The organism is Marivita sp. (genome assembly GCF_051859345.1).
Lineage (GTDB): Bacteria > Pseudomonadota > Alphaproteobacteria > Rhodobacterales > Rhodobacteraceae > Marivita.
In genome coordinates this window covers 55,291-76,442 of record NZ_JBHYFV010000015.1, presented here as the reverse complement: position 1 = coordinate 76,442, position 21,152 = coordinate 55,291, and the positions used below count along the sequence as shown (strand labels likewise).

Annotated in this window: 18 protein-coding genes and 1 pseudogene; 9 read left to right on the top strand and 10 right to left on the bottom strand. The window is 59.1% G+C overall.

Annotated elements, in window-relative coordinates; all coding sequences use genetic code 11:
- Positions 1–9: 9 nt before the first annotated feature.
- Complete coding sequence (locus tag ACTIEN_RS11785) at positions 10–906, bottom strand: TIM barrel protein (protein ID WP_439523336.1); 897 nt, start codon at positions 904–906, stop codon at positions 10–12.
- 13 nt (positions 907–919) lie between these two features.
- Positions 920–2,023 (bottom strand): Gfo/Idh/MocA family protein, encoded by a 1,104-nt coding sequence (locus ACTIEN_RS11780; protein WP_439523335.1) that lies wholly within the window; start codon positions 2,021–2,023, stop codon positions 920–922.
- Between the two features lie 124 nt (positions 2,024–2,147).
- Between ACTIEN_RS11780 and iolD the strand changes: the two genes are divergently transcribed.
- From iolD to iolG, 5 genes are read left to right on the top strand one after another with little or no spacing between them, the layout of a single operon-like run.
- Entirely contained in the window at positions 2,148–4,013 is a 1,866-nt protein-coding gene (gene iolD, locus ACTIEN_RS11775; RefSeq protein WP_439523334.1) for a 3D-(3,5/4)-trihydroxycyclohexane-1,2-dione acylhydrolase (decyclizing), read from the top strand.
- A complete protein-coding gene (gene iolC, locus ACTIEN_RS11770; protein WP_439523333.1) occupies positions 4,010–4,990 on the top strand; it encodes a 5-dehydro-2-deoxygluconokinase in 981 nt (326 codons plus the stop codon). The genes iolD and iolC overlap by 4 nt, the downstream gene beginning before the upstream one ends.
- Positions 4,991–5,001: 11 nt before the next feature.
- A complete protein-coding gene (locus tag ACTIEN_RS11765) occupies positions 5,002–5,844 on the top strand; it encodes a 5-deoxy-glucuronate isomerase (protein WP_439523332.1) in 843 nt (280 codons plus the stop codon).
- A complete protein-coding gene (locus ACTIEN_RS11760; protein ID WP_439523331.1) occupies positions 5,841–6,671 on the top strand; it encodes a class II fructose-bisphosphate aldolase in 831 nt (276 codons plus the stop codon). Before ACTIEN_RS11765 ends, ACTIEN_RS11760 begins: the two co-directional genes overlap by 4 nt.
- A 9-nt stretch (positions 6,672–6,680) precedes the next feature.
- Positions 6,681–7,667, top strand: a complete 987-nt coding sequence (iolG, locus tag ACTIEN_RS11755; protein ID WP_439523330.1) for an inositol 2-dehydrogenase — start codon at positions 6,681–6,683, stop codon at positions 7,665–7,667.
- A 103-nt stretch (positions 7,668–7,770) separates the two neighbouring features.
- Here the strand turns inward: iolG and ACTIEN_RS11750 are convergent.
- The 7 genes and pseudogenes from ACTIEN_RS11750 to ACTIEN_RS11720 form a co-directional block, all read right to left on the bottom strand.
- Positions 7,771–8,048 (bottom strand): annotated as a pseudogene (locus ACTIEN_RS11750) (O-antigen ligase domain-containing protein); the annotation flags it as partial.
- A 175-nt stretch (positions 8,049–8,223) separates the two neighbouring features.
- On the bottom strand, positions 8,224–9,552 hold the full coding sequence (locus ACTIEN_RS11745) for a TRAP transporter large permease (protein WP_439523329.1): 1,329 nt from the start codon (positions 9,550–9,552) through the stop codon (positions 8,224–8,226).
- Entirely contained in the window at positions 9,549–10,115 is a 567-nt protein-coding gene (locus ACTIEN_RS11740) for a TRAP transporter small permease subunit (RefSeq protein ID WP_439523328.1), read from the bottom strand. The genes ACTIEN_RS11745 and ACTIEN_RS11740 overlap by 4 nt, the downstream gene beginning before the upstream one ends.
- A 74-nt stretch (positions 10,116–10,189) precedes the next feature.
- Positions 10,190–11,242, bottom strand: a complete 1,053-nt coding sequence (locus tag ACTIEN_RS11735; protein WP_439523327.1) for a C4-dicarboxylate TRAP transporter substrate-binding protein — start codon at positions 11,240–11,242, stop codon at positions 10,190–10,192.
- Positions 11,243–11,290: 48 nt separating this feature from the next.
- Complete coding sequence (locus ACTIEN_RS11730) at positions 11,291–13,672, bottom strand: xanthine dehydrogenase family protein molybdopterin-binding subunit (RefSeq protein WP_439523326.1); 2,382 nt, start codon at positions 13,670–13,672, stop codon at positions 11,291–11,293.
- The gene (locus ACTIEN_RS11725; RefSeq protein ID WP_439523325.1) at positions 13,669–14,169 is read right to left on the bottom strand and encodes a (2Fe-2S)-binding protein; all 501 of its coding nucleotides are present in this window, start codon (positions 14,167–14,169) and stop codon (positions 13,669–13,671) included. The genes ACTIEN_RS11730 and ACTIEN_RS11725 overlap by 4 nt, the downstream gene beginning before the upstream one ends.
- On the bottom strand, positions 14,169–14,999 hold the full coding sequence (locus ACTIEN_RS11720) for an FAD binding domain-containing protein (protein ID WP_439523324.1): 831 nt from the start codon (positions 14,997–14,999) through the stop codon (positions 14,169–14,171). The genes ACTIEN_RS11725 and ACTIEN_RS11720 overlap by 1 nt, the downstream gene beginning before the upstream one ends.
- Before the next feature lie 144 nt (positions 15,000–15,143).
- Between ACTIEN_RS11720 and ACTIEN_RS11715 the strand changes: the two genes are divergently transcribed.
- Positions 15,144–15,788, top strand: coding sequence for a TetR/AcrR family transcriptional regulator (locus tag ACTIEN_RS11715; RefSeq protein WP_439523323.1), 645 nt, complete (start codon positions 15,144–15,146; stop codon positions 15,786–15,788).
- Positions 15,789–15,915: 127 nt separating this feature from the next.
- Here the strand turns inward: ACTIEN_RS11715 and ACTIEN_RS11710 are convergent, their stop codons facing one another.
- On the bottom strand, positions 15,916–17,772 hold the full coding sequence (locus ACTIEN_RS11710) for a sigma 54-interacting transcriptional regulator (RefSeq protein WP_439523322.1): 1,857 nt from the start codon (positions 17,770–17,772) through the stop codon (positions 15,916–15,918).
- A 211-nt stretch (positions 17,773–17,983) separates the two neighbouring features.
- Between ACTIEN_RS11710 and ACTIEN_RS11705 the strand changes: the two genes are divergently transcribed.
- From ACTIEN_RS11705 to ACTIEN_RS11695, 3 genes are read left to right on the top strand one after another with little or no spacing between them, the layout of a single operon-like run.
- Entirely contained in the window at positions 17,984–19,378 is a 1,395-nt protein-coding gene (locus ACTIEN_RS11705) for a CmpA/NrtA family ABC transporter substrate-binding protein (protein WP_439523321.1), read from the top strand.
- Between the two features lie 3 nt (positions 19,379–19,381).
- Positions 19,382–20,218, top strand: coding sequence for a nitrate ABC transporter permease (gene ntrB / locus ACTIEN_RS11700; protein ID WP_439523320.1), 837 nt, complete (start codon positions 19,382–19,384; stop codon positions 20,216–20,218).
- 10 nt (positions 20,219–20,228) lie between these two features.
- Positions 20,229–21,134, top strand: a complete 906-nt coding sequence (locus ACTIEN_RS11695) for an ABC transporter ATP-binding protein (RefSeq protein ID WP_439523319.1) — start codon at positions 20,229–20,231, stop codon at positions 21,132–21,134.
- The last annotated feature ends 18 nt before the right edge of the window (positions 21,135–21,152 follow it).

Below are 21,152 nucleotides of genomic sequence, written 5' to 3'. Positions count from 1 at the left end.
CCCTTTTGCTCAGTGAAAGCCGATGGATTGCAGATACGCGCGGTTTGTTCTCGCATCGCCGACTGGATCGGTGTCAGGCAGGGTAGGATCGCAATCCTGTTCCACGGTGCACCAACCGTCAAATCCAGATTCCAGAAGGATCTGCCGAACGCGTGAAAAGTCGACATCACCATCGCCAAGATTGCAGAAAATGCCCTTTCCACAGGCGTCGTAAAAGCCAGTGCCGGTTGCGATCACGTCAGCTTTGACCACCGGATCAATGTCTTTGAAATGCATATAGCTGATGCGGTCGATGTGCCGTTCCATAAAGGCGACGGGATCAAAGCCCGCATAGGAATGATGCCCCGTATCGAAGCAGATTTTCAGCAACCTCTCATCCACTTCGTCAAGCAGACGCTCCAGTTCCGGTTCGAAATCCATGAAACCGGCGGCATGGGCGTGGATGCCAACCGTCAAACCGTACTCTTCGGTACCAATGCGCGCGACTTGCGCAATACGGTCTCGAAAAGCAGTCCATTCGGCAGTGTCCATCTGCTCGGCCTCGGCGACGCGTCCGGCGGTTGGTGCGCGGCGCGGCGAGATCGAGTCAATCAACACCAGATGCTCGGCCCCATGCGCCTTTAGTGCCTTGCAGGTGCGCGCCGCCCCATCAAGGACATCGTCAAATTGAGCCGGATCATGGAACGCGCGAAAGACAACGCCGCCAATCAGGGTGAGGTCATGTTCTGCCAAAGTATCTGCCAGAAGCGCCGGGTCTTCGGGCATGAAGCCGACAGGACCAAGCTCGATCCCCTTGTACCCCGCCTCGGCGTTCTCGCGAAGCACATCGCGCCACGCGGGATTGCGCGGATCATTTGCAAATTCCACACCCCACGAACACGGGGCGTTACCGATCTTGATGGTCACCGACGGACCTCCTTCATGCGTTGTCGATACATGTCCAGCCGCCATCCGCCTTTGACCGACGCGCAGCATTGAGAACCCGAGACACCTCAAGCCCGTCCCGGAAGCTGGGCCAGCGCGATTTGCCGGTGGCAATCGCCTCGAGAAAATCCCTGGCCTCGATGATGATCTGATCCTGATACCCGGTCCCGTGCCCCGGCCCCTGACAGAATGGCAGGTAATCGGGATGCGCGGGTCCTGTCAGGATCTGACGAAACCCGCGTTCGGCTTCAGGGCCATCTGCCTTGTAAAGCCACAGGGCGTTCTGATCTTCCTGATTGAATCGGATGGCCCCCTTGGTTCCGGTAACCTCGTAGATATAGCCCATTTTTCGACCCGTCGCGACGCGGCTGAAATAGAGATGCCCCATAGCGCCATTGGCGAACCGGCACATGAACTGGGCCTGATCGTCATTTGTCACGGCAACACCGCCGCGCGACGTGTGAACCGTTTCAATATCCGCCATCACCGCGCCGATTGGTCCGATCAGCGCCAGGGCCGCATTGACCATATGAGGCGCAAGGTCGCCCATCGTTCCGTTGGATTCGCCTGACGAGCGCCAGGACGCTGGCGTGTCTGGATCGGCGTAGAAGTCTTCGGTATGTTCGCCCCGGAACCATGTGACATCGCCAATCGCCCCATCGGCAATCAAGCGGCGCGCAAATTGGGACGCGGGCGTGCGGATGTAATTGAACCCGATCATGTTCACGATACCTGTATCTTTGGCAATCGCGACCATGGCTTCGGCGTCGTCAATCGAGGCACCAAGGGGCTTTTCGCAGAACACGGGTTTTCCCAGCGCAGCAGCGGCGCGGGTGATCTCGAGATGGGTTTCGGGAGGCGAGGCAATCACGATCGCCTCGATGTGTGGATCTTGGACCAGAGTCTGCCAGTCTGACGCAGCGCGGGCAAATCCAAACGCCTTGCGATACCGCTCTGCCGATTGGGGTGACGAGGCCGCAACCATTTCCAGCCGAGGGCGCAATGTCGTGCCAAAAACCGCACCGACGGCGGCATGGGCCACCGCATGCGCTTTGCCCATGTAGCCTCCGCCGATAATTCCGATGCCGATATCGGTCATCTCGCTCCCCCTCGAAAAACCCATTGCAACCGGTTGCAACACGGGTATCCTTAAATCCGAAGTCGGGTCAAGCATGGATACGCGGCCTGGCCGGGGGAATACAGATCCTGAGGGGGGATACGCGATGAGCGATGACACAATCCGTTTGACGACGGCCCAAGCCATCATTCGGTATCTCAATGCGCAATTCATTGAAATTGGGGGAAATCGCCACCGTCTTTGTGGCGGCGGTTTCGGTATTTTTGGTCATGGCAATGTCACCTGTCTGGGAGAGGCGCTGTATGATCACCGGGACACCTTGCCGCTTTATCGGGGCCAGAACGAGCAAAGCATGGGATTCGCCGCGGCCGCGTATGCCAAGTATCATCTGCGCCGAAAATTCATGTTCTGCACCGCTTCTGCGGGCCCTGGAACGGCCAATCTTCTCACGGCTTCGGCGCTTGCGCATGCCAACCGTCTGCCGATGCTCATGCTGTGCGGGGACACTTACCTGACCCGCCTGCCCGATCCGGTGCTTCAGCAACTTGAGCACTTCAACAATCCGGCACTTGGGCTGAACGATGCTTTCAGGGCGGTGACCCGCTACTGGGACCGCATCACGCATCCTGCACAGGTGATCCAGACGCTGCCTGCCGCGCTTGCCACGATGCTTGATCCGGCAGATTGCGGGCCAGCGTTTCTTGGCTTGCCGCAGGACGTGCAGGGCTGGACCTACGATTATCCGGTCTCGTTCTTTGAAGAGCAGTTGCATCATATCCGACGCCAACCCCCTGACGCAGGCGAACTTGCGCGCGCTGTCGAGGTGCTCAAAGAGGCCGAACGCCCGGTGATCATCGCGGGTGGAGGAGTGCAGTATGCCGGCGCCGTCGCCGAACTCACTGCGTTTGCCGAAGCGCACGATATTCCCGTCATCGAAACCATTGCGGGCCGGGCGAACCTTCTCAATGACCACCCGCTCAATATCGGGCCCGTCGGTGTCACCGGGTCGGACAGCGGGAACGCAGTGGCGGAAGCGGCAGATGTGATCCTGTCCGTCGGGTCGCGCCTTCAGGACTTTACCACCGGGTCGTGGACTGCGTTCGCCAAAGACGCGCGATTCATCTCGCTAAACGTGTCGCGCCATGATGCGGGAAAACACATGGCATTGCCCGTGGTCGGCGATGCGAAACTGGGACTGGTCGCCTTGGCGTTCATGATGGACGGGTACAAGGCACCTCAGAGCTGGCTTCAGTTCGCTCTAGGCGAGCGCCGCAACTGGAATGCCTACGTTGCCGAGAACGTCAAACCCGGCAACCGTCCGAACAGCTATGCGCAGGCGATCGGCGTGGTGAATGCGCTGTGTGATCCGCGTGATCGGGTGGTTGCAGCAGCAGGTGGGCTTCCTGCCGAAGTGACGGCCAACTGGCGCACGCTTGATATTGGCACGGTTGACGTGGAATTCGGATTTTCCTGCATGGGTTACGAAATCGCCGGGGGCTGGGGTGCGCGGATTGCACAGTCAGAGGTCGAGCCCGACAAGGACACCATCGTGTTCTGTGGTGACGGGTCCTATCTGTTATTGAATTCGGACATCTATTCCTCGGTCCTGACACAGAAAAAGCTGATCGTTCTTGTACTGGATAACGGTGGCTTTGCCGTCATCAACAAATTGCAGAACAACACCGGCAACGAAAGCTTCAACAATCTGATTCAGGATGCCCCGACAATCCCCGCACCCTTTGCTGTGGATTTCGTCAGCCATGCTGCCTCGATGGGGGCGAACGCTGTGCGCGTGGACACGCCGGAACAATTGGCAAAGGCGTTTCAGGACGCAAAGGTGTCGGACAAGACAAGCGTGATCGTCATGAATGTGGATGCCTATGAGGGCTGGACCACCGAGGGCCATACCTGGTGGGAGGTCGGGACGCCGCATGTGTCAGAACATGACACGGTTCGCGCTAAACATCTGGAAATCGAAGCAGAGCGCGCCAAGCAGCGGAAAGGCGTATGACGGTGCTGGACGGGATCGCCAAACGTAACTTTCTGATCATTGGCAGGGTTGGGATGGATCTGTCGCCGACTCCGGTCAACACCCGAACGCAAAACGCGACCGAGATGATGGTCGCGATGGGCGGGAGCAGCGCAAACATCGCGGCGGGTCTGGTCAAGTTCGGATGCCGTGCCGCGCTTGTGACCTGTGTGTCGGATGATGCGGTCGGGTGGTACTGCGAAAACCAACTGGATTTGTACGGTGTAGATCGCTCTCATGTAAGACGCGTCCGCGGCGAAGAACGCACCTCGCTGGCAATCTACGAGACCCGCGTCGACGAACATCAAAGCGTGATCTACCGAAACAACGCAGCAGATTTTCGGATGAGCGTTGCCGATGTCGAGGCCGTGGATTACCGCCAATACGGTGCTCTGATCACGGCAGGCACCGTTTTCGCAGCAGAGCCATCGCGCGGCGCGACGTTTCGGGCGTTCGACCTGGCACGCGCGGCTGGTTTGCCGATCATCTTTGATGTGGATTACCGTCCCTACAGCTGGCCCTCACCCCAAGTGGCGCAAGAAGTTCTGTCGCGCGCCGGTGCCATGTCCGACGTGATCGTCGGCAATGACGAAGAATTCGGCTTCATGGCTGGCGATATCTCCAAAGGTCTCGAAAAGGCCCGTGGTCTTGCCGATGAAACGGCCAGAATCGTCGTCTATAAAATGGGCCCTGAAGGCGCTGTGACATTCGCAGATGGTGCCGAGTTCCGCACCGGCATCTTTCCTGTCGAAGCTGTGAAACCAACCGGCGCGGGTGACAGCTTTATGGCCGGTTTCCTGGCCTCACTTTCCGAGAGCCTCCCGATGAAAGAGGCCGTTCTGCGCGGCTCTGCCTGTGCGTCGATCGTGGTGTCCAGACCCGGTTGCGCCCCGGCCATGCCGACTGCGTCCGACCTGGACGCATTTCTGAAATTGCACGCCGGGCCGACCGACGTCTGAAAGGACACGCCATGCATATCCCTCCTTATGACAACGCCAACAAACCGATTGTGGATGTGGGCGACGCCCATGTTCCGTTAAATTATTTCAACATCGTCAAGCTGGAGAAGGGTGAAAGCTTTGGCTACGCCGTGCCGGGGTTTGAAACCTGCATCGTTCCGGCCACTGGCCTGATAGATGTCCATGTCGGCGGGTTCGAGGCAACATCGCTGGGGGGCCGTGGTGTGGACGTCTGGGACGGAGAGCCCGAGGGAGTCTATGTACCGACCGGGTCGGAGGCAAAGATCACCTGTTTGTCGAACACTGCCGAGGTCTTCGTGGCCGGGGCCAAGTTCGATCAGGTTCTGGAACCCTTCTCGGTGCGCGCCGATGAGATCGACCTCGTGCAATACGGCTCTGACGACACCAAGACTCATCGCAAGATCAAGCACATTCTTGGCCAGAAACAGCATGATCGCGTAGGGCGACTTCTGGTGTCAGAGTTATACACGGTAGGGCAAGGCGGGTGGTCCGGATTCCCGTCGCACAAACATGACACGGATCGCCTGCCGGACGAAACCCGCCATGACGAAACCTATAATTTCCGGTTCCGCCCGAATTACGGGTCTGGCCTGCAAATGTTGCAGCGCGAAGACAACAAGCCCGGTGACGCCTATCATATTGTCGATGGGTCCACGATGCTGATCGACAAGGGATATCACCCCTGCTGTGTTCTGCCGGGTTACGAGATGTACTATTTCACCATTCTGGGTGGGCTCAGCCAACGCAGTCTGAAGCAGTATTTCCAACCGACACACGCCGAACAATTACGCACCATTCCGGGCATCATGGACATGGTGGCAAAGTTCAAATGACGCTCGCGACACTTGCTGATGTTCTGCAACCGGCGATGCACGGGGGGTATGCTGTCGGGGGTCTCGTTTGTCTTGGCTGGGAAGACATGCGCGCCTATGCACATGCCGCCGAAGCCGAGGGTCTGCCGGTTATTCTTCAGGCTGGTCCGTCCTGCCGCAAGCACACGCCCCTGCCGGTGCTTGGCAAGATGTTCCAAAGCCTTGCTGACTCCGTGTCGGTGCCTGTCGTTGCCCATCTGGATCACGGCTACACATTTGAAGAGTGCAAGGAAGCGCTGGACAGCGGCTTTACCTCCTTGATGTTTGACGGGTCACGCAAGCCGCTGTCGCAGAATATCGACGAAACCGCCCGCATCGCACAAATGGCCCATACCGCGGGAATTTCGTGCGAAGGTGAGATCGGCTTTGTCGGGTACAGTCAGGGTGAAGGCTCAACAGGGACGAACCCGGACGACGCCGCGCGGTTTGCCCGCGAAAGCGGGGTCGACGCCATGGCCATTTCGGTTGGCAATGTCCATCTGCAACAGAACCACGAGGGCGGACTGGACGAAGCCCGCATCCGCGCAATCGAGGCGGTAACTGACATCCCGTTGGTGATACATGGCGGATCAGGGGTGCCGGTCGCACAGCGCAGCGCGTTGGCGCGTGGGTCTCGCATCTGCAAATTCAACATTGGCACAGAACTGCGCATGGCGTTCGGCGCTAGCTTGCGGGACGTTCTCCAATCCGATCCGGACCGGTTTGACCGAGTTCAGATCCTTTCAGCCATCGAAGGCCCTTTGTGCGAGGCGGCCCGGCGGGCCCTTCGTGCGCTTGGCCCAGCATAAGGAACACCCATGACAAACTTTGGAATTCTCGGCTGCGGTCGGATCGGTCAGGTCCACGCCAAAAGCCTGTCCCGTCTGCCGCAGGCCAAGTTGGTCACTGTTGCGGATGCACTGCCAGAGGCTGCAAGTGCCCTCGCACGGCAATATGGAGCCAAGATACAAGCCGCTGAAGAGATCGTTACGGCGTCAGATATCGACGCTGTAATCGTCGCCACGCCGACGACCCTTCACTACGATCAAATTCATGCGCTGGCCGATGCGGGAAAAGCCATTTTCTGCGAGAAGCCGATTGACCTTTCCTCAGAACGCGCAGGCGAATGTATGGCGCGGGTTCAAGCGAAAGGTGTTCCTTTCCTGACTGCTTTCAATCGACGTTTCGATCCGCAATTCGCTCTTGTGCAGGCCCAGATCGAGGCAGGTGTCATTGGCGATCCCGAGATCGTTATCATCACCTCGCGCGACCCGTCTCCGCCCCCTGTTGCTTACATCAAACAGTCCGGCGGGTTGTTCCGGGATATGATGATCCACGATTTCGATATGGCGCGATTCCTCTTGGGCGAAGACATCGTCGAATTGCACGCCACCGGATCCTGCCTTGTCGATCCGGCGATCGGGGCGGCCGGTGATATCGACACCGCATCGGTCACGATGAAAACCGCGTCCGGAAAGATCTGCCAGATCAACAACTCGCGCCGTGCGACTTATGGGTATGACCAGCGGATCGAGGTGCATGGATCAAAGGGCATGCTGCAAGCCGCGAACCATTTGGAGAACCTTGTCACCAAAGCCGATGCCTCTGGCTTTGCGACAGCGCCGAACAAGCATTTCTTCCTTGAACGGTACGAGACCGCGTATCTGGCGGAAATGGAAAGCTTTGTCACCGCGCTGAAAAAGGGGACGACGCCCAATCCCGGCATAGAAGACGGAGTCAAAGCCCAAAGATTGGCCGACGCCGCGGCCAAGTCGCTAGAAACGCGAAGCGTCGTGATTTTGTGAGCCGACCTCTTGATGATCGTTCCAAGGTGCAGAAGCTGAATTTTCAAACGCGAGACGGCAGTAGCATCAGATCATGCCACGCTGGAAAGTGGCTAAAGGACTCTCAGACCCCGTCGTCGTCCGCTACTTCCCGCAAGTGGACACCCAAGAGGACCAGAGCGGGCCACAGCATGTAGGCTTCAATCTCCAGGTTTTGCCAAACGACAGTAAGCTAATCGTCATCAGGATTCCCATTGGCAGGCGACCGCGCGGATGACGGGCGGCGTCGATCATTGCAAGACAAGTGTGCCAGACCATCGGCACAAGCAATGCAATGAAACCCATCAAACCTTTCACAAACAATAGTCCGAACCATGTTTGATGGCTGCGTCCAAACGGCACCTATTGGAGAATGCCTTAGATGGTCTGAGCGATCATCTTGCCTATGGTGGACACAGAGACGTCCGACCGCGCACTCCATCTGACCCGAATACCCTTTGAAAGTCCGTTCTCAGCCTAGTGGCAGAGCTTGGTGGCAAATGAGTCGCCATCCCCCAAGGTCAGGTGTTCCGTTCCGTCATAAGAACAATGTCGCTGTCGCGGGAACCAGCGCCACGATCACCAGTACCAGCAGCATCACCCCGATGAAGGGCAGCGTCGCGGCGAAGATCTGTTCCACCGACACATTCGGATCGTTCAGCGTGTTATGCACCGTAAAAACCGAGATCCCGAATGGCGGCGTCAACAGCCCGATCTCGACCGCAATCACCGTGACAATGCCGAAATGCATCAGATCCAGCCCAAGGCTCTGCGCAATCGGCGCGGCGATCGGCACCATGATCAAAAGGATCGACGTACTGTCCAGGATCATCCCCATCAGCAGGATCAGCACTGCATAAAGAAACAGGAACCCAAGCGGGCCAAAGCCGGACTCCGTCACCAGACCGGCAATCGCATTCGGCAGCCCCGCAATGGCAAGCATCCGCGAATAGAACGAGGCCGCAATCAGCAACAGCAGGATCGACACCGAAATAACGCCGGTCTGCTTCATCACCTGCCAGAGCTTGTGGCGGTCCAGACTGCGCCGCGACAGGGCGACGATCAGCGCGCCGAAAGCGCCGATACCACCTGCCTCGGTCGGGGTGAAAAAGCCGGTGTACAGCCCGCCCAAAACAAGAATGACCAGAAGGATGATCGGCACCAGCTTGAGGATCAGCGTTTTTAGCGGCATCGGCGTGAATGTCCGGTCAAGCCGCCGATCGCGTACCTTGTCCGGGTCGCTGAGAACGAAGCGCGGAAACAGCATGGTCACGCCAATCAGCATCGCCACAAAGCCACCCGCCAGCATCAGCCCCGGCACAATCCCAGCGATGAACATGCCGCCGATAGAGACCTCGGCCAGCACGCCGTAGATGATGAGCAGAAGGCTGGGCGGAATCAGCATCCCCAGAACGGACGACCCGGCCACTGTCCCAGCCGAAAAGGCCGGGCGATAGCCGTGGCGCGTCATTTCCGGCACCGCCACGCGGGTGAACACTGCTGCCGACGCGATGGACACGCCGGTCACAGCCGCAAAGATCGTGTTGGCTGCGACAGTCGCCACTCCCAGCCCGCAGATCATGCGGCGCAACAGTTCCTCGGCCACCTCAAACGTATCGCGGCCCACATTGGACACGCTGACCAGCAGTCCCATCAGCACAAACAGCGGAATGGTGGCGAAAAGGTAGTCGGCAATACCGGAATAGGCCGTCAGTTCCAGCATCCGGAATGCCAGATCGACATTGTTGCGGATCACCCAGATCCCGACAAAGGCCACGCCAAACAGCGCATAGGCGATCTGCATCCCCAGAAGCACCAGCAGCACCAGAACCGCGATAAGGATGAACCCGATGGTCAGCGTCGTCATGCCTGCGCGCCCCTCATGCTGCGGATCTCCTCGAACGCACGGTAAAGCGCCGCAAGAACCGCGACAGTGGCGCCAAGGACGGTGATCCCCCGGAACGGCCATGTCGGAATGGTCCAGACACCTTGCACACCAAAGAATTCGGACGATCCCCAGCTTCCGGTGAATTTCGACCATGACGCCCAGAGGATCAGCGCAAAGACTATCGCGCCGACGATGCAGAACACGGTTTCGATCAGCGCAACCGCCTTGGGCGACGACGCCTCGATCCGGCGCACCAGAAAATCCGCCCGTGTCAGGCGTTTCTGCAAGATGGCCGCCGGGACTTGCAGAAAGACGATGGCCACAACAGACCGCGCGGCGATTTCGGACACGCCGGTGATCGGCATGTCCAGAAAGTTGCGCCCGATCACATCGGCCACGATCAGCAGCATCAGCGCCCCTATGGCCGCTGTTCCCACTGCCGACAGTGCCGCAGCAACCGTGCCAAGCACCGCTCCGTAAGGGGCTTGCGCAAAGGCCGGGACAAACCTGTCATCCGCTTCGGCTGTGGTGTCGTCGCTCATCATGCCATCCTGCTGTCAAAAAGAGACCCCCGCCCGAACAGTCTGCCGGGCGGGGGTCGGTCTGTCACGCGATCTTAAAGACCTTCGTCCCAGTTCCGGGTCGGCGTCGCGCCGCGTTCCCGCAGCGCGGCGAAATAGGCCTTGAGAACGGTTTTGCCCGCCTCACCGGTCTGTTCCAGCCACGGCTCGATGATGTTGGGCAGGCCGTTGACCCACTTGGCCTTTTCCTCTTCCGGCAGTTGGTGGACCGTCAGCCCCGCCGCCTGCATCTCGTCCATGGCGCGCGCCGCCAGATCACCAACGTAATCACCATGTGCAATTGAGGTGGCCTGCGCCGCTTCGCGCATCGCCGTCTGAACCGCCTCGGGCAAGCCGCCAAAGAATGACTCGTTCGCTGCGATGCCGCCGAAATACATCGACCCGATGCCGACGCGGGTCAGTTCGGGGGCCACTTCGTACACCCGTGTCGGAAGGATGCCGGACGCAAAGGACAGGGTGCCTTCGGTCACACCGGTCTGGATATTGGTGTAATAGGTGGTCAGCGCGCCATCCACCGGCGTCGCCCCGGTTTCGCGCAGCCAGTTGGCCGATGTGCCCGGCGCGTTCAGCTTGCGGTTTTGCAGGTCCGCCATCGAGTTGACCGGGAAGGTCGCGTAGATGTCATAACTGTCGGTGATCAGCGACGACAGGTGCACCATCCCGTTCTCGGACCAGCTGTTCTTCAACTCGGGCAGGTTTTCCGACAGATCGTCGAAGATCTCGATGATCATGCGATGGTCTTCGGTGGCGAAGGGCGTGAAATAGGTCACGTTCTGAAGCGGCATGTTCGCGCCTTCCCAGACCGTTCCGACCATGCCGATGTCCACAATCCCGTCCATCACCGCCTCGCGGGTGTCGGTGAACTTGTAGAGCGTTCCGGCATAGTTCTCGACCCAGTCTACCTGATACGCGTTGCCGTTCTCGGCAAGGATGCGGTTCACCTCGGGTTGAAAGGTGTTCTTCATCGCGTAGACCCAGATATTGGCCTCCGGGTGCGACGAGCCGATATTGACCGTCAAAGTTTCCTGGGCAAAGGCCGCGCCGCTGACAAGCACCGCTCCGGCCGTTGTAATGGCTGCTAGTTTCATGTTTTTCCTCCCATGAAGCGGGCGCTCTTTCCGAACGCCCTGATTGGTTCAGTCCTGAAGTTTGCCCAGCGCGCGCAGGATGCGTTCGGGGGTAAAGGGCATTTCCGTCACCTGCCCCCCCAGAGGGCGCAAGGCGTCGTTGATCGCATTCATCACGGCAGCAGGTGCGCCAGCCGTGCCAGCTTCGCCCGCACCTTTTGCGCCAAGCTCGCTTTCCTTGGTGGGGGTTTCGACATGGCCGATCACCATGTCGGGCATTTCGCCCGCCATCGGCACGAGGTAGTCGGCCATCGACCCGTTGAGAAGCTGGCCATCCTCGTCGTAATGGATTTCCTCGTAAAGCGCGCCGCCTAGACCCTGCACGATGCCACCGCGGATCTGTTCGTCCACCAGTTGCGGGTTGATGACACGCCCGCAATCTTCGACGCACCAATGCTTGAGAAGGGTCACAACCCCGGTGTCGGTATCGACCTCAAGGTAGGACGCCTGAACGCCATTGGTAAACGCAAACGGGTAGTCCATGGTGATAAAATGCCGGGTCTGCACCAGTTCGCGCGGCAAACCCTTGGGCAGGGTATCCCCGCGGAAATAGACAATGCGGCCCAGTTCCTCCAAAGGCATCCGCTGTTCGCCCGTATCGGCATCCACAACCTGACCGTCCCGGATATCCAACGCGCCGGCCTCGGCCTGCAACATCGCAGCCGCCACTTCGAGGATCGAGCCGCGCAGCGCCCGCGCCGCCTGAAGTGCCGCCTCGCCACCGATGCCCGCCCCGCGCGACGCCCATGTGCCGCCGCCATACGGCGTGACCTGCGTGTCGCCGGTGACCACCCGAACCTGTGTCGGGCTGACGCCCACGCCTTCAGCGACCACCTGACTGAGCATTGCTTCGGTGCCTTGCCCCTGTTCGGTCACACCAGACAAGGCCACAACCGATCCATCCGGGTCCATCCGCACGGTACAGCCATCCTGCGCCGAAATCCGTGCGCCACCGATGCCGTACATGAAGGGTGACGGGTTGGTCAGTTCGATGAAACTCGCAATGCCGATGCCGCGATGCTTGCCCTCTTTGCGCGCCGCTGCCTGATCGACGCGCAGCGCGTCGTAGTCCATCATCTCCATCAGCTTGTCCATCGACGCATGATGCGACAGGCCCTCGAACCGCATCTTGGCAGGTGATGTCACCGGGTAGGCATTATCCGCAAACATATTGCGCCGACGAATTTCCACCGGGTCCATGCCGATCGCCGCCGCCGCCATGTCGACCAGCCCTTCGGTGATCGCCACCGCAATCGGATGGCCGACCGCGCGGTACTGGCAGGTCGGCGTCTTGTTCTGGAACACCACCGTGGTCTGCGCGCGGTAATTGGCGAAATCATAGGGTCCACCGCACAGGTTGACCACCTGATTGCCCTCGATGGCCGAAGTGCGCGGATAGACAGAATAGGGCCCGATCCCGGTCCAATCATCGACGTCGATGGCAAGGATCTTGCCCTCAGCATCCACCGCAATCTTCGCCGTGATCTCGTGATCGCGGGCGTGAATGTCCGTGGTGAAACTCTCCAGCCGGTCCGCAATGAACTTGACCGGGCGGCCCATGATCTTGGCAATCGCCGCTGTCGCCACCTCATCGGGGTAGACATGCACCTTGATGCCAAACGACCCGCCGACATCGCCGCAGATCACCCGAACACGGCTCTCGGGAATGTCGAGATGCTCGGCGAAAACCGTCTGCATCATGTGCGGAGCCTGCGTCGCGTGATAGGCGGTCATCTGGCCTTCCGCCGGGTTCCAGTCGACAAGGATCGAGCGCGGTTCCAGCGTCACCCCGGTATGACGCGACGTGCGGAAACTGGTCTCGATCACCTTGTGTGCACCCGCGATGGCCCCGTCCACATCGCCCTCTTCGTGAAGACGGCGAAAGGCAAGATTGTCACCGAGATCGGGGTGAATGACCGGCGTGTCCGGGTCAAGCGCGGTCATCGTATCCGTCACCACTGGCAACGGATCGTAGTCCACCTCGACCAACGCCGCGCCATCCTCGGCGGCGGCACGTGTTGTGGCGACCACGGCCACGACCGGCTCGCCCACCCAGCAGGCGCGGTCGATGGCCAGAGGATGCTCGGGCGGCGATTTCAACCCTTTGAGATGCGCCAGAACGGCCACCCAGGGCGTACAAACCTCGGCCAGATCGGCCCCGGTAAAGACCCGCAACACACCTTTGACACCCTTGGCTTCCTCGGCATCAATTCGGGTGATCTTGGCATGGGCAAAGGGTGATCGCACATAGGCCACATGCACCATGCGCGGCAGTTGGATGTCATCCACATAGCGCCCCCGACCCTGCACCAGCTTGGCCGCATTGGGGCGCGGCACGGTCTTGCCGATATAGGAATTGGGCCGGTCGGGATTGCCGAATGCGATGGTCATGCCGCCCCCTTTCCGGCACGGGCACGCGCCACGGTTTCAACCGCATCGACAATCGCCTCATAGCCGGTGCAGCGGCAGTAATTGCCGGACAGGTGTTCGCGGATTTCCGCGCGGGTCGGTTCCGCGTTCTGCGACAGTAGATCTTCGGCTGCCACCAGCATGCCCGGCGTGCAGAACCCGCATTGCATCGCGTTGCGCGCCACAAAGGCCTCTTGCAGATCGGTGATCGCAGCGGTGTCGGACAGTCCTTCGATGGTCCAGACCTCGGCTCCGTCGGCCTGTGCGGCCAGCATCAGACAGCCTCGTACGGTTTGACCGTCGACCCGTACGGTACAGGCGCCGCAAACCCCGTGTTCGCAACTGGCATGTGCGCCGGTCAGGCCCAGTTCCAGCCGCAGGAAGTCAATCAGATGTTGCCCCGCAGGAACGCGCGCCTCGACGGGTTCGCCGTTTACTTTCAGGTCGATGTCGATCTTGTTGCGAAAAACCTCGGACATTATTTTACCTCCCCTATGCGTGCCACGGCACGGCGCAGCAGAACACCCGCAAGATGTCTGCGATATGCGGCGCTGGCTTGTGTGTCGGACGGTGGATCAAGTTCTTTACCAAGTGCCGCCACCGCCCCCTCCAGATCACCGGCATCCAGCGCCGCCATGGCGCCTGTGGCAAGGATCGGCTTTGGAGCGACCGAAAACATCGAAACGCGGTGACCGTCCTGGCGTCGTACAAGGCACAGGCCTGCAAGAGCGTAATCACCGGACCGTCGCGCAACCTCTTCAAGAAGCTGGACCTCTCCGGCTTGCGCTTTTTGTATGGATATCGTGGTCAGAATTTCGCCTTCGGCGATTGCGGTCTCAAAAGTGTCCTGAAAGAAATCCTGTGCAGGAATAGCCCGTTCGCCACCCGGACCCGCGACGTACATCACTGCATCCAGCGCAAGCATACAGGCGGGGAACTCGGCTGCTGGGTCGGCATGGGCACAGGCACCTCCGATTGTTCCACGGTTCCGGATCGCGGCATGGGCGATATATCCAACAGCCTCGGACAGAAGGGGTGCGTGCGCCTGAATCAAGGGATTCTGCCCGACTTGAACATGGCGTGTCAGCGCACCGATCTGAAGCATGTCGCCCGTGTCCTGCACACCCTGCAATTCCGACAAACGTGAAATGTCGACCAGCAGATCGTCTGTCGACAAACGCATGTTCATCGCAGCGATCAGGCTTTGTCCGCCCGCCACAACGCGTCCCTGACCATCGGACGCAGCCAGCAATGCCAGAGCATGACCCAAGTCCGTCGCCCGGGCATAACCGCCCGCAGATGCTTTCATGTCTCCCCCCTTGCGTCCCGCTTCTCGTGTTTGGATCGGCGGTTTCTTATTGAGCAGTTGCTCAGTTTTGTTGATCGAATGATCTATAAATAGCGAGTCGATGCAAGTACTATTTTGAACGAGGCACCGAATCGGGGACGGCACATGGACGGATCGGCGACAGCGCAAAGTGACGACACTGGCGATTCAATTGCGCGTCGGCGCTTGCCTCCGAAGGAACGGCGCAAACAGATCGTTGATGAAGCAGTCCGGTTTTTCGCCGAGGTTGGGCTTGAGGGGAAAACCCGTGTTCTCGCCAAACGGCTCGGCGTCACACAATCCCTGCTTTTCAATTACTTCGCCACCAAAGACGACCTCATCGAAGCGGTCTATGACAAGGTTTACCTTGACCGTCTTTCCCCTGACTGGCCGGAACGGCTGACAGATAGATCCCACCCTCTGCGACACCGGCTTCTGGACTTTTACACAGAGTACAGCGCCTTGATCTTCCAGGAAGAGTGGATGCGCATATTCATGTTCTCGGGCCTTGATGGAGCGATGCTGAACCGACGGTATCTGGAGCACCTTGGCACCGTCATCTTGCGCCCTTTGCTGGACGAAACCTTGGTTCTGACGACAAATGACCGGACCCCGACCATGGAGGATATCTGGAACCTGCATGGTGGGATTGTGTATATTGGAATCCGTCAGCACATTTATCGGATGCCCGCGCCGTCGGATCCAAAGGAAGCAATCGCAACAGCAATCGACAAATATCTTTCCTTCTTCGGCATCGTCGTAACAGACTGAACTTCATCTCATTCTCAGACCCTGAACAGTCCTTCCAGTCGAAACCGGCACAAAAAAATTTCAGTCGAAGGACAATAATGTTCGGCGGCCAAGCTTTGTTGATGCCATCGGGAAGGACACCCAAGAGTCATCCCCAGTCAGACTCACCAATACTCAGGGCCGAGATGCGGGAATACAGAGTTGTCGGTTTGACGCCAAGAAGTGCCGCTGCGCCCGTTGGTCCCGAGATGCGTCCATGTGTTTCGCGCAAGGCCGCGATAAGATTGTTGCGCAGCATGTCCTGCATCTGTGCCTCTGTGCGAAAGCTTCCGCTGGTCGAAATACTGGACGCTGGCGTGGCCAGTTCCAGAACGAGCTTCCTGTCCTGCGAGACGATGGCCGCACGCTCCATCACGTTGTTCAACTCCCGCACATTGCCGGGCCACTCGTAGGATTGAAGTTGCTGCACCACCCGTTCGGTCAGGATCGGCTCAGGACGGTTCAGCCTGCGGCACGCCGCCTTTAGAAGATGCGCCGCCAGCAATGGAATGTCCTCGGGCCGGTCGCGGAGGGGCTGGCAGGTGATCGGAAAGACGTTGAGGAAAAGATACAGATCCTCCCGAATGCGCTGTGTCCGACGGATCTGCGTCTCTGACAGGGAGGTGGAGGCAATCACACGAATGTCGAGCGGCTTTTCCCGTGTATCTCCAAGCCGGGTGACAGCACTGTTTTGCAGCGACGCCAGGAGTTTGCCTTGAATTTCTAGCGGAAGCTCTTCGACATCATCAAGGAAAAGCGTTCCGCCATGGGCCAGCTCAAGCTTTCCGGGCTTGTCGCGTGTCGCCCCGTTGGGCGCGCCGCGCACCTGTCCGCAAAGTTCGGCCTCCACCTCTTCCGGCGCGACGGAACTGCATTTGAAGTGAATGAGCGGGCGGCGTGCCCTTGGGCTGGCCTTGTGGATGGCGGTGGCGACAAGTGATTTGCCCGTCCCGGTTTCTCCGCTGATGAGAACCGTCGCGTCCGTGCCTGCGACCAGATCAATGCGCGTCACGATTTGCCGGATTGCTGGTGAATTGCCGATGATGTTGTGATGTGCCCGCTCGGATGTGATCGCTTCTTGCAGGTAGGCATTTTCCTGTTCCAGCCGGTCACGAAGCGCCGCAACCTCTGCAAGGGCATCCCGCAATTTACGCTCGCCTTCCTTGCGTTCGGTGATGTCGCGAAAGATGACGACGGCACCGGCCAGAACCTGTTGATCGTAGATCGGAGTCGACACATATTCCACGCGGATCGGCTTGCCGTCCTTGCGCCAGAATACCTCATCCTCGATCCTGTTGACCTGCTCAAAGCGGAAAGAGCGATAGATCGGGCATTGCTGCGACGGGTAGGCCTCGCCGTTCAGGTGGTGGTGGTGGATCATCGAATGAATGTCATGGCCCAGCAAATCCTCGCTGGTCCAACCAAGCATTTCCTGCGCGGCACGGTTCACGAATGTCGTCTTGCCCTCTGCGTTGACGCCGTAGATGCCTTCGCCCGCCGCATTCAGGATCAACTGGTTCTGCCGTTCCAACTCTGCGAAGAAACTTTCGGTGCGTTTCCATTCTATCAAACCCGCCCGAAACGTTTCTGCAGCCGCAGCCTGTTCGGCCCGCCTGTCGAGCGCCCGAAGATCCGTCAGGACAAGAGTGACCCAGCCCGGATTCCCCTGAACAGGCCGTGCCAGTATCTCGCAGCGCAGGGCGCGGCCATCCTCGGAGGTCAGAGCGACATCCCGCGTCCAGCCTTCTCCTCGATGGTCGATTTCTTCGATGAAGACGACAAATTGGGGCAGAGCCGCTTGCAGATAGTCCGAGAACCGACCGGGCCGCGCCTCAGCCCGACCTGTCAGCAGGACAGCGGCGTGCGGATTCCAATCGACCACGCGATCACGAGTCGTGTCGAGCACGAGCACCGGCTGCGGGAGCGCCTGCAATAGGGAATCAGGCCTGAGAAGATCAAGTGTCATCCCTGAACCCTATCGCTGCGTTGCGGCGCAGGGTAACGATATTTCGTAAATTACGATTTTTCATAAATTATGGATTGCAGAACGGGATTTAAACATTTGTTTTCTTTAAATTTTATCACAAGCATAAATTTTAGGCACATTCTTCTCGCTGCTCTCCAACGCTGTCAGGCTGCCGGTGAAGTCGATTGCGAATATGCAAAAGGGAAACGTTATGACGATCAAGAGCCTTGGAAATCCGTTTTCAGCAAAAACCGATCTGCGCCACGGCGCTGATTGTGGTTGCGACAGCTGCGCGTCGGGCCATGCCCACACGCATGACGCCGCACACACGGATCCTACGCAGATGTCCTCCGAGCAGATGATGGAGCGCGCTGTCGAAAGCGCCATCGTGCGGTCTGTCTTTGGTCAAAGCGACATTGGCCGGCGGTCCTTCATGGGGATGATGGGCGGCACTACGGTGGCTGCTGCGCTGGCGTCGGTGTTTCCGATGGATCAGGCCAAGGCGGCCATTCTCGACAACCTCGGCACGCCGGAAAAGACCGATCTCAACATCGGCTTTGTTCCAATCACTTGCGCCACGCCGATCATCATGGCGCAGCCGCTTGGTTTTTACGAACGCTATGGGCTGAACGCGCAGGTCATCAAGACCGCAGGCTGGGCCGTGGCGCGCGACAAGTCGCTGTCGGGTGAATACGATGCCAGCCACATGCTGACGCCCATGCCGCTGGCGATGACGCTGGGGGCTGGATCGGTGGCGGAACCGTACATCATGCCCGCCGTTGAGAACATCAACGGCCAGGCCATCGTCCTGTCCAACGAACATCTCGACAAACGCGATCCGACCCAGTGGAAAGGGTTCACCTTTGGCGTGCCGTTCGAATACTCGATGCACAACTTCCTGTTGCGCTACTACGTGGCCGAATTCGGCCTCGACCCGGATGTGGACATCCAGATCCGCGTGGTGCCGCCTCCCGAGATGGTTGCGAACCTACGTGCCGGCAACCTTGACGGTTACCTGTCGCCCGACCCGTTCAACCAGCGTGCCGTCTGGGAAGGCATCGGCTTTATCCACCTGCTGACCAAGGAAATCTGGGAAGGTCACCCGTGCTGCGCCTTCGCCGCGCCGCTGTCCTTTGCAACCGAGCTGCCCAACACCTATGGCGCGCTGCTCAAGTCGATCATCGACGCGACGCAATACGCGTCAAACCCCGACAACCGTAAGGAAATCTCTGCAGCAATTGCACCGACGAACTACCTCAACCAGCCGGTTCCCGTGATCGAGCAAGTTCTCACCGGCACCTTTGCAGATGGTTTGGGCAACGTCCAGAATGTGCCCGACCGGATCGATTTCGACCCGTTCCCGTGGCATTCGATGGGCGTCTGGATCCTGACCCAGATGAAGCGCTGGGGTTATATCGAGGGTAACATAGACTACCGCGCAGTGGCCGAGCAGGTCTACCTTGCTGCGGATGCCAAGAAGGTCATGAACGATCTGGGCTATGATGCGCCGGATATCACCTACAAGTCACACACGATCATGGGTAAGACGTTCGATCCGGCGGAACCCGAAGCTTATGTGTCCAGCTTCCCGATCGGAAAAGGCTGATCCATGCTGGACACTCTTTCGGTCAACAAGCGCGCCGCGATCCTGTCGATTGTCATGCTGGTGGTTGGCCTCCTTATCTGGGAGGTCTCCATTCCGGCGCAACAGGCTGCGGGCGAACTGACAGAGTATGAACGCCTGACCGGAGGCGGCGCGCCAAAAGCAGGTGTGCCACCGCCCAGTCAGGTCTTCGTCAAGGCATGGGAAGAGTTGTCGAACCCGTTCTACGATGCGGGGCCCAACGACAAGGGCATCGGTATCCAGATCGGCTATTCGATCTATCGCGTGTTGACGGGGTATTTTCTGGCCGCGCTGTTGGCGATCCCACTTGGATTTCTGATCGGGATGAGCCAGACCGCCTACAAGGCGTTCAATCCTTTCATTCAGGTGCTCAGACCCATCTCGCCGTTGGCGTGGATGCCGCTGGCGCTGTTCATCATTCAGGATTCCGAAGCGTCAGCCATCTTTGTCATCTTCATATGTTCGATCTGGCCGATGCTGCTCAACACTGCCTTTGGTGTGGCCGGGGTGCGTGAAGATTGGGTGAATGTCGCACGGACCCATGAATTGGGGCCACTCAAGACCGCATTTACGGTGATCCTTCCGGCGGCTGCGCCGACAATTGTGACGGGCATGCGGATCTCGATCGGGATCGCCTGGCTGGTGATTGTCGCGGCGGAGATGCTCGTCGGGGGAACCGGGATCGGCTATTACGTCTGGAACGAGTGGAACAACCTCGATCTTACCTCTGTCATCTTTTCGATCCTCATGATCGGCGTCGTCGGCATGTTGCTGGATTCCGCCTTCGGCGTCTTGCAACGCGCTGTGACCTACGCAGAATAAGGAGTTTACCATGGCCAAACCCTTTCTCAGCATTGAGCAGATGACCCAGCAATACCCGGATGGTCGGGGGGGTCTGCTGACCGTATTCGAAAACGCCAGTTTCGGGATCGAAAAGGGTGAGTTTGTCTGCATCCTTGGCCATTCCGGATGTGGCAAGTCTACGATCATGAATATCCTCGCCGGACTGGCCGAGCCCACGTCTGGTGTGGTCAAGATGGACGGGTTCGAAGTGTCGGGACCGTCGCTTGACCGGGGTGTCGTGTTCCAGAACTACTCGCTCTTGCCGTGGTTGTCGGCGCTGAAGAACGTCACCTTCGGCATCAAGGCGCGGTATCCGGATTGGACCCGCGACAAGGTCGAAGAGCACGCACGCGATTTTCTGGCCAAGGTTGGTCTGGAAGGTGATGTGGTCCATCGCAAACCCAGTCAGCTGTCCGGCGGGATGCGTCAGCGGGTTTCGATTGCGCGGGCGTTTGCCAATCATCCCAAGCTACTGCTTCTGGATGAACCATTCGGGGCCTTGGATGCCCTGACGCGGGGGACCATTCAGGAAGAGCTGTTGAAAATCTGGGCCGGCACGGAACAGACCGTATTCATGATCACCCACGACATCGACGAGGCGATCCTGCTCGCGGACCGTATCCTACTGATGACCAACGGGCCTTTTGCCCGCGTGGCGGAATCCGTCGACATCACCATTCCCCGTCCGCGCACACGGACCGAGATCGTCGAGCATCCGAACTACTATGCGATCCGCAACCATCTGGTGCAGTTCCTTGGACAGCGATCAAAGGAACTGGCGGGCAGGCAAAGCAGCGACGCCGACCAGCGCCCCGAAACCGTCCGCATCGACAAGACCGAGATGGCCGAGGAAGACCCCGGCGCCCCGCTGGCCTTGCGGGCGGTGAACGACTGAACCTCGGGGGCAGTCATG